The sequence below is a fragment of the Dietzia sp. DQ11-44 genome, from assembly GCF_014145205.1.
GTDB lineage: Bacteria > Actinomycetota > Actinomycetes > Mycobacteriales > Mycobacteriaceae > Dietzia > Dietzia natronolimnaea.
Genome location: NZ_JAALEC010000077.1, coordinates 1 through 4,252, shown reverse-complemented (window position 1 = coordinate 4,252; position 4,252 = coordinate 1). Strand labels below are relative to the sequence as shown.

Sequence of the window (4,252 nt, the reverse complement as noted above, 5' to 3'; positions counted from 1 at the left end):
GCCCGGCGGGAGCCGCGACGGTCGGGGCCGCCGCACCCACCTCCGGCCAGGCGGCCGGGCACCCGGGCTGGGCCCCGTCGTCGGTTCTGGTGGGGGAGGACGACGACTCCGAGCAGGTGCTCCTGGCTCTGGCACGGAGGACACCGTCCCGCGATCACCGGGACCGCGCCGCGGCACAGGTCGCGACCGCGGTGCTCGGCGGTGGACTGAGTTCCCGACTGTTCCAGCGGGTCCGCGAGGAGCTCGGGCTGGCCTACACCGTGTACGCGTCGATGGACCAGTTCCGTGCGACCGGACTCGTCTCGGTCGTCGCCGGCAGCCCCGTCGGGCGGGTGGACGCCCTCAGCGGTGCGCTGGCCGAGGTCGTCGCCGGGATGGTGAACGATCCCCCGTCCGGCGACGAGGTCGACCGCGCGATCGGGCACCTCACCGGATCGATCAGGCTCGGGCTGGACGACCCACTGTCGCGGATGACGCGGATCGGCCGCCACCTGCTGGACCGCGACACTGTGGTGACCGTCGGGGAGTCGCTCCACCGGCTCCGCACCGTGCACCGCGACGCCGTGGCGGACTACTGGACGGGCGAGACCGCGCCCTGGTGTCTGGCGGCCGTCGGGCCGGGCATGCCCGATGCCGGCGGCGCGGCTGATCTTCTCGCCGGCGTGGGCGGATAGGCTGGTGAGCGGTGTGACGACCGATGAGGAGACGATGACGGTGACGAAGGTCGGAGTGCTCGGTGCACGCGGCAAGGTGGGCACGGCGATCTGCGAGGCGGTTCGCGCGGCGGAGGACATGGAACTCGTCGCCGAGGTGGACCAGGGCGACCGGCTGCAGATGCTCACCGACGCCGGCGCGGAGGTGGTCGTGGACTTCACGCACCCCGACGTGGTGATGGACAACCTCGACTACTGCATCACACACGGCATCCACGCCGTGGTCGGCACGACCGGCTTCACCGACGAGCGGTTGGAGACACTGCGCGGACTGCTCGCGTCCCACCCGGATACCGGGGTGCTCGTGGCACCCAACTTCGCGATCGGAGCCATCCTCATGATGCGCTTCGCGGTCCAGGCTGCGAGGTATTTCCCCTCGGCCGAGATCGTGGAACTGCACCACCCGAACAAGGCCGACGCACCCTCGGGTACGGCACACCGCACGGCGGAGATGATGGCCGCCGCCCGCGCCGCGGCAGGGATGGGGCCCTCCCCGGACGCCACCTCCACCGAGCTGGAGGGGGCGCGGGGCGCAGATGTCGGCGGGGTGAGGGTGCACTCGGTCCGCGTGACCGGCCTGATCGCGCACCAGGAGGTCCTCCTGGGTACACAGGGGGAGACCCTGACCATCAGGCACGATTCCCTCGATCGCTCCTCTTTCGCGCCCGGTGTGCTCCTGGGCGTGCGGTCGATCGCGGGCGCTCCGGGACTCACCGTGGGGCTCGACGCCTTCATGGATCTGTAGGCCGGCCCGTGGACAGAGTCGTCAAGCCGCTGGTCATGGCCCTCACGGCGGTGGGTCTGGTGGTGGCGTTCGGTTACCTGCTCTACCTCGGGTGGTCCATGATCAGCCGGTCCGAGTACCTCGCCATGCGTGGACTGGGCGTCGGGATCGTCCTGCTCACCGTCGTCGGGGCGTGGGCGATGTGGGCGATCCTGCGGAACGGATTCGAACTCCAGCGGATCTCCGCCGCGGCAGCCCAGGAGGGGATCGAACTCGACGTCTCCGACCTGGACCACCGCCCGTCCGGGCGACTCGAGCACGCCGCCGCCGATGAGCTGTTCGACCGCGTCAGTGCGGAGTACCAGGCGTCTCCGGACGACTGGCGTACCAACTACCGGTTGGCCCGCGCCTACGACCACGCGGGCGACCGCCTCCGTGCCCGTGAGGTGATGCGGGCGGCCATCGCCCTGCGGGAGGCGGAGTCCTCCGGGACCGGGGATCCGCGATGAGCACCGTCCTCGTGGTCCACCACGCTCCGTCCCCCAGGCTCCGACGAATCCTGGAGGCACTGGAGAGGGGTCTGGCCCATCCCGACCTCGAGGGCATCGAGGTCGAATCGGTGCCCGCACTTGCGACCACCGACGACCACGTTCTCCGTGCGGACGGCTACGTCCTGCTCACCCCGGCCAACTTCGGCTACATGTCCGGTGCACTCAAGCACTTCTTCGACCGCACGTACTACACCTGCGAGGGTGCGGTGGCCGGTCGGCCCTACGCCCTCTGCGTGCACGGGGACAACGACACCTCCGGGGCGGTGGCCTCGGTCGAACGGATCACCACCGGGTGGGACCTCCGCCAGGTCGCCCCGGCCCTACAGCTCACCGGCGAGCCCGGTCGTGAGGAACTCGACACCGCGTCCGAGGTCGCCGCGACGGTCGCCGCACACCTTCTCGGCTGACCCGCCGGGCGACACGACACCAGAGGGAGTCCCACCATGTCCGAGCTCGTCCGGCGGCAGGTCCGCATGGTCGCGCACACCGCGTTCACCCCACCCGACGAGATCGGTTGGGAGACGGATGCGGACGGCGGCTCCGCCCTGGCCGAGTTCGCCGGCCGCGCCTGCTACCAGAGCTGGGACAAACCCAACCCGCGCACCGCGTCGAACGCCGGGTACCTGAGGCACATCCTCGAGGTGGGGCACCTCTCGGTGTTCGAGCACGCGAGCGTGACGTTCTACATCACCGGTATCTCCAGGTCGTGCACCCACGAGCTCATCAGGCACCGCCACTTCTCCTACAGCCAGCTGTCGCAGCGGTTCGTCCCGGAGCATGATTCCAAGGTGGTGCCCCCGCCCGCGATCGCCGACGACCCGGAGCTGGTGGAGATCTTCCGCCGCGCCACCGACGCGTCGCGGGAGGCCTACGCGGAGATGCTCGCCAAGCTCGAGGAGAGGTTCGCCGACGTCCCCAACCCGATGCTGCGTCACAAGCAGGCCCGGCAGGCCGCGCGGTCGGTCCTGCCCAACGCCACCGAGACCCGCATCGTGGTGACCGGCAACTACAGGTCGTGGCGGCACTTCATCGGAATGCGGGCGACCGAGCACGCGGACACCGAGATCCGAGGACTGGCGATCGACGTCCTGCGTCAGTTGCGACAAGCGGCGCCTGCGGTGTTCTCCGATTTCGAGATCACCTCGCTGGAGGACGGCTCCGAGATCGCGGTGAGCCCCTACGTCCTGGAGGGATGAAGCGGTTCACCGGGTCGGAATCGGGACTTCCCGTGGTCTGCGGGTAGTCTGGGAGGCCATGACACACGTGACCACTGGGGGCCCGATGTCGGCGGACGGTCGGCCGGCCCCCACCCGACCCGGACGCCCCACGCCGTTCGGCACGGTGCTCACGGCGATGGTCACCCCGTTCGGGTCCGACGGTTACGTCGACCTGAAGGCCGTCGCACGTGTCGCGGAACACCTCGTGGAGTCGGGGTGCGACGGTCTCGTCGTGTCCGGGACCACGGGAGAGTCGCCCACCACCACGGACGCGGAGAAGATCGCGGTTCTCGAGGCCGTTCTGGCCGCGGTGGGGGACAGGGCGACGGTGGTGGCCGGAGTCGGGACATACGACACCGCACATTCCGTGCACCTCGCGCGCCAGGCGGCGTCCGTCGGTGCCCACGGCATGCTCGTGGTGACCCCGTACTACTCCAAGCCCACCCAGGCCGGACTCGACGCCCACTTCCGGGCGATCGCCGACGCCACCGACCGACCGGTGATGCTCTACGACATCCCACCGCGGTCCGTGGTCCCGATCCAGGCGGAGACGCTCATCGGACTGTCGTCCCACCCGAACATCGTCGCCGTCAAGGATGCCAAGGGCGACTTCCACGACGCGGTCACGGTGATGTCCCACTGCGACCTCGTCTACTACTCGGGCGACGACCAACTCAACCTCCCGTGGCTGGCCGTGGGAGCCAGCGGTTTCGTCAGCGTGATCGGCCACGTGGCCGCCGCGCGCCTCGTCGAGCTGCGCCGCGCCTTCCTCGCGGGCGAGGTCGACACCGCGCGACATATCAACCTCGGACTCCTCCCGCTCTTCGACGCCCAACGGGCGCTCGGCGGCGTGTCGATGTCCAAAGCAGCACTAGAACTTCTCGGGATCCCGGCCGGAGTGCCGCGACTCCCGCAGTTACCACCGACCACCGAGCAACGGGACGCACTGGCGTCGCTGTTGCACAGAGCAGGAGTCATCAGATGACGGAGAACCCGACCAACAGCCGCGGACGCGGCCGGACCCGCCGCGCTGCCGGCCGCCCCACC

The 4,252-nt window shown here is 70.1% G+C and carries 6 protein-coding genes; all 6 read left to right on the top strand.

The window, feature by feature from the left end:
• Nucleotides 1-674: insulinase family protein (locus G6018_RS02355; protein WP_182638604.1), on the top strand; the 674-nt coding region annotated here is incomplete at its 5' end.
• Between the two features lie 34 nt (nt 675-708).
• Nucleotides 709-1,458 carry a 4-hydroxy-tetrahydrodipicolinate reductase gene (gene dapB / locus G6018_RS02350; RefSeq protein WP_179526256.1) on the top strand — a complete coding sequence of 250 codons (750 nt, stop codon included), beginning with the start codon at nt 709-711 and terminating at the stop codon, nt 1,456-1,458.
• Nucleotides 1,459-1,466: 8 nt separating this feature from the next.
• A complete protein-coding gene (locus tag G6018_RS02345) occupies nt 1,467-1,946 on the top strand; it encodes a hypothetical protein (protein ID WP_179525426.1) in 480 nt (159 codons plus the stop codon).
• Nucleotides 1,943-2,395 carry an NAD(P)H-dependent oxidoreductase gene (locus G6018_RS02340; protein WP_179525425.1) on the top strand — a complete coding sequence of 151 codons (453 nt, stop codon included), beginning with the start codon at nt 1,943-1,945 and terminating at the stop codon, nt 2,393-2,395. The genes G6018_RS02345 and G6018_RS02340 overlap by 4 nt, the downstream gene beginning before the upstream one ends.
• A 36-nt stretch (nt 2,396-2,431) precedes the next feature.
• Complete coding sequence (thyX, locus tag G6018_RS02335) at nt 2,432-3,184, top strand: FAD-dependent thymidylate synthase (RefSeq protein WP_179525424.1); 753 nt, start codon at nt 2,432-2,434, stop codon at nt 3,182-3,184.
• Nucleotides 3,185-3,269: 85 nt separating this feature from the next.
• Nucleotides 3,270-4,190, top strand: coding sequence for a 4-hydroxy-tetrahydrodipicolinate synthase (dapA, locus tag G6018_RS02330; RefSeq protein WP_182609553.1), 921 nt, complete (start codon nt 3,270-3,272; stop codon nt 4,188-4,190).
• The last annotated feature ends 62 nt before the right edge of the window (nt 4,191-4,252 follow it).